This window comes from Pseudomonas sp. 24 E 13 (assembly GCF_900004715.1).
GTDB classification, from domain to species: Bacteria; Pseudomonadota; Gammaproteobacteria; order Pseudomonadales; family Pseudomonadaceae; genus Aquipseudomonas; species Aquipseudomonas orientalis_A.
Map to the genome: position 1 here is coordinate 1 of NZ_CVTO01000053.1, position 4,223 is coordinate 4,223.

Here is a 4,223-nt window from a genome sequence, read left to right on the forward strand (position 1 = left end):
GAGGGTGCCGTGGCCGCACATGCCCAGATAACCGGCGTTGTTGAAGAAGATCACGCCGCAGGTCGCGCCCGGGGTGACCGGCGCGCAATACAGCGCCCCCACCAGCACGTCGTTGCCGCGCGGTTCCAGCAGGCAGGCGCGGCGCCATTGATCATGGTGGCTGCGCAGGTCGTCGAGTTGAGCGGCCATGGTGTCGCCGGTCAGCGCAGGAAAGCCATTCATGATCAGGCGTGTGGGTTCGCCGCCGGTGTGGGAGTCGATAACGTGCAGGCGTTTCATGCAAGGCTCCATCAGTGAGTGGCCGCAGAGTGAGTGGCTAAAGAGGGTGGGGTGCTGTAGTGATCGTCACTGACGGCTTCGCTTTTATCGTCGTCGCTTTCCAGGCGCACCAGGTAGGCAATGGCGCTATCGTGAACCCCCTAAGCGGGCGACGATTGATGGTTTGCGCCGGGATGGATGACGAATTCAGCACAGTTTGCAGCGCTCGACAGGGTCCCGGGCATGGGGCAATCTGCTCGGCGTCGGGGTCAGAAACGGGCGATGAAGATCATGGTGCAGCACGTGTTTGCGAGTCTCTTGCAGGGCAGTCGCCCCCACAGCATCGAGCAGTTGCTGACAGGCGCGGCGCAGCTGTTGCCGTTGCTGGATGTGATCCCCAACGCGGCGTTTTTCATCAAGGACATCGAGGCCCGCTACGTGCTCGCCAACCGCACCCTGGTGCAGCGCTGCGGCCTGCGGCAACTGCAGCCGCTGCTGGGCAAGACCAGCGCCGAGGTATTCCCGGCGCAACTGGGGCCGGGCTATACCGAGCAGGACCGGCGTGTGCTGCAGCAGGGTCTGGTGCTGGAGGACCAGCTTGAGCTGCACCTTTACGGCAGCCGCGAACCGGGCTGGTGCCTGACGCACAAATGGCCGCTGTATAACGCTGGCGGCGCGATCATCGGCCTGGCCGGCATTTCGCTCGACCTGCAGTCGGCCAGCCAGACCCACCCTGCCTACCAACGCCTGGCGGCGGTAGACGAACATATCCGCGCTCACTTCAACCGCCGTGTCACCCTCGGGGAGCTGACGCGCATTGCCGGTATCTCCGTGGCGCAGTTGGAGCGCTATTGCAAGCGGGTGTTCCACCTTACGCCCCGGCAAATGATCCAGAAGGTGCGGCTGGAGCATGCCCACCGATTGCTGCACACCGACCTGCCGATTACCGACGTCGCCTTGCAGTGCGGCTATACCGACCACAGTGCGTTTACTCGACAGTTCAAGGCGTCGACCGGGTTTACGCCCAGGCAATATCGGCAGGCCACGCAATAGGCGTGGGAGGGGGTTTGCTCCCGATAGCGGCCTTAGGGCCGACCGGGATTTTGTGTCGATCCTGGCCCAAATGTGGGAGGGGGCTTGCTCCCGATGGCGGCCTCCGGACCGACCAGGATTTTGTGTCGATCCTGGCCCAAGTGTGGGAGGGGGCTTGCCACCGACGGCGGCCTCCGGACCGACCAGGATTTTGTGTCGATCCTGGCCCAAATGTGGGAGGGGGCTTGCCCCCGATGGCGGCCTCAGAGCCGACCAGGATGTTGGATCAGACCGAGTACATATCCGTTTCTGCGGTAACGGCTGATTAGGGTTCCGCCCTGACGGCGGCTCACTTTTGAAAAGCGCAAAAGTAAGCAAAACGCTCTTGCCCCACCACTCGGCACCTCGCCTAGGCTCGGTGTGCCCTCTCTCCGGCTTGAATCCGTGGGCCGCCGCAATGGGCCATCCCTGGCCCAGTGCGGCTAACCCGGCGTCCTGCCGGGTTGCCCACGGATTCAAGCCTGCGTTCGGCCAGCGTGGTTTAACGGGGCGCCTGAGATCAAAAGCAGATCAAACGCAAAAGCGCGGCGGCCTTCGAGCCGACCGGTATCTTGTGTCGATCCCACATTTGGACAGGGATCTGCATCCCGATGCAACGAATCGCTCCCGCCGTCGCTCCTATGCTTACGAATCACCTTTAACCACCACAGGTATCAGGCTTATGACGGCGGCGGACAACGATCATGTGAATTGGCTGGTGCAACAGTCCATGCTGAACGCGGCGCGCCAGCGCGCCAAGCTCTATTCGGGACAGGGACGCATGTGGCAGCAACCCTTCGCACACACCCGCCCGCGTGACGCTTCAGCCTTGTCATCGGTATGGTTCACGGCGTATCCGGCGTCGATCGTGACCCGTGAAGACGGTACGGTGCTGGAGGCGCTGGGCGATGAAAGCCTGTGGCATGCGTTGTCGAAAATCGGCATCCAGGGCATTCACAACGGGCCGCTGAAGAAGTCCGGCGGTTTGTCCGGCACCCGACACACTCCGACCATCGACGGCAACTTCGACCGCATCAGCTTCGACATCGACCCGCAACTGGGCACCGAGGCGCAGTTGCAGGCGCTGACGCGCATGGCCGCCGCGCACAACGCGGTGATCATCGACGACGTGATCCCATCCCACACCGGCAAGGGCGCGGATTTTCGGCTGGCGGAAATGGCTTATGAAGACTATCCGGGCCTGTATCACATGGTCGAAATCCGTGAAGAAGACTGGCCGCTGCTGCCGGACGTCGCCGAGGGCCGCGACGCGCAGAACCTCAGCCCGCCGCAGGTGGATGCACTGCGCGACAAGCACTACATCGTCGGCCAATTGCAACGGGTGATTTTCTTCGAGCCCGGCGTCAAGGAAACCGACTGGAGCGCCACGCCCGTGGTGATGGGGGTCGACGGCAAGCCGCGACGCTGGGTGTACCTGCATTACTTCAAGGAAGGGCAGCCGTCGCTGAACTGGCTCGATCCGTCATTCGCCGCCCAGCAGATGATCATCGGCGACGCGCTGCACGCCATCGATGTCATGGGCGCCAAAATCCTGCGCCTGGACGCCAACGGCTTCCTCGGCGTGGAACGCAAGCTCGACGGCAGCGCGTGGTCGGAAAGCCATCCGCTGTCGATCACCGGCAACCAGTTGCTCGGCGGCGCGATTCGCAAGGCCGGTGGTTTCAGTTTCCAGGAACTCAACCTCACCGTCGACGATATCGCCTCCATGTCCCACGGCGGCGCCGACCTGTCCTATGACTTCATCACCCGGCCGGCCTACCAGCATGCGTTGCTGATGGGCGACGCCGAGTTCCTGCGCCTGATGCTGCGCCAGATGCACAGCCTCGGCATCGACCCTGGTTCGCTGATCCACGCGCTGCAAAACCACGACGAACTGACCCTGGAACTGGTGCACTTCTGGACCCTGCATGCCCATGACACCTTTCTGTTCCAGGGCCAGACCTTTCCCGGCAACATCCTGCGCGAGCATATCCGCGAGCAGATGTATGAACGCCTGACCGGCGAGCACGCGCCGTATAACCTCAAGTTCGTCACCAATGGCGTGTCCTGCACCACCGCCAGCATCATCACCGCAGCCCTCGGCATTCGCGACCTGGACGCGATCACCGCGGCCGACGTGCAGCAGATTCGCCAGATTCATTTGCTGCTGGTGATGTACAACGCCATGCAGCCGGGGGTGTTTGCGCTGTCCGGTTGGGACCTGGTGGGTGCGCTGCCATTGGCCGCCGAAGAGGTCGGGCATTTGATGGCCGATGGCGACACGCGCTGGATTCATCGCGGCGCCTACGACCTGGTCGACCTCAACCCCGATGCCGAGCTGTCGGCCGGGCAGATGCCGCGTTCCAGAAGCCTGTACGGCAGTTTGAACAGCCAGTTGCAGGACCCGGATTCCTTCGCCTCACAGTTGCAGAAGATCCTCGGCGTGCGGCGTGCCTACGATATTGCCGCCAGTCGCCAGATCCTGATTCCGGATGTCGAGCACCCGGGCCTGCTGGTCATGGTGCATGAGTTGCCGGCAGGCAAGGGCACGCAGATCACTGCGCTGAACTTCGGTGCCACGCCGATCACCGAGTCTCTGCACCTGCCCAACATTGCACCAGGGCCGGTGGTGGACATCATCAATGAGCGTGTGGAAGGGGATCTGACGGAGGAGGGCACGTTCACGATTACGCTGGATGCCTATGAAGGGCTGGCCTTGCGGGTGGTGAGCAGTACGCCGATGTAACGGGAGTGGGGGCAGCCTCTTACACGCCGGGTTGAACGCGTTTAACGTCGTTCAACCCGGCGAGTGTGCTGTCGGGACAGTGTCGGAGGATCAGCGGTGCCTGTTCTTGTGCTTATGCTTGTTGCCTTTGTGTTTCCCGCCGTCGCCT

The 4,223-nt window shown here is 62.8% G+C and carries 3 protein-coding genes; 2 read left to right on the plus strand and 1 reads right to left on the minus strand.

Annotated features, from left to right (window positions below; all coding sequences use genetic code 11):
• Positions 1-279, minus strand: a 279-nt coding sequence (locus BFP90_RS02210) for a proline racemase family protein (protein ID WP_176718005.1), incomplete at its 3' end; no start/stop codon positions are given.
• Between the two features lie 270 nt (positions 280-549).
• On the opposite strand from BFP90_RS02210, the gene BFP90_RS02215 reads away from it, so the two are divergent.
• A complete protein-coding gene (locus BFP90_RS02215; protein WP_065895852.1) occupies positions 550-1,311 on the plus strand; it encodes an AraC family transcriptional regulator in 762 nt (253 codons plus the stop codon).
• A 700-nt stretch (positions 1,312-2,011) separates the two neighbouring features.
• Positions 2,012-4,075 (plus strand): maltose alpha-D-glucosyltransferase, encoded by a 2,064-nt coding sequence (treS, locus tag BFP90_RS02220; RefSeq protein ID WP_065891964.1) that lies wholly within the window; start codon positions 2,012-2,014, stop codon positions 4,073-4,075.
• Positions 4,076-4,223: the final 148 nt, after the last annotated feature.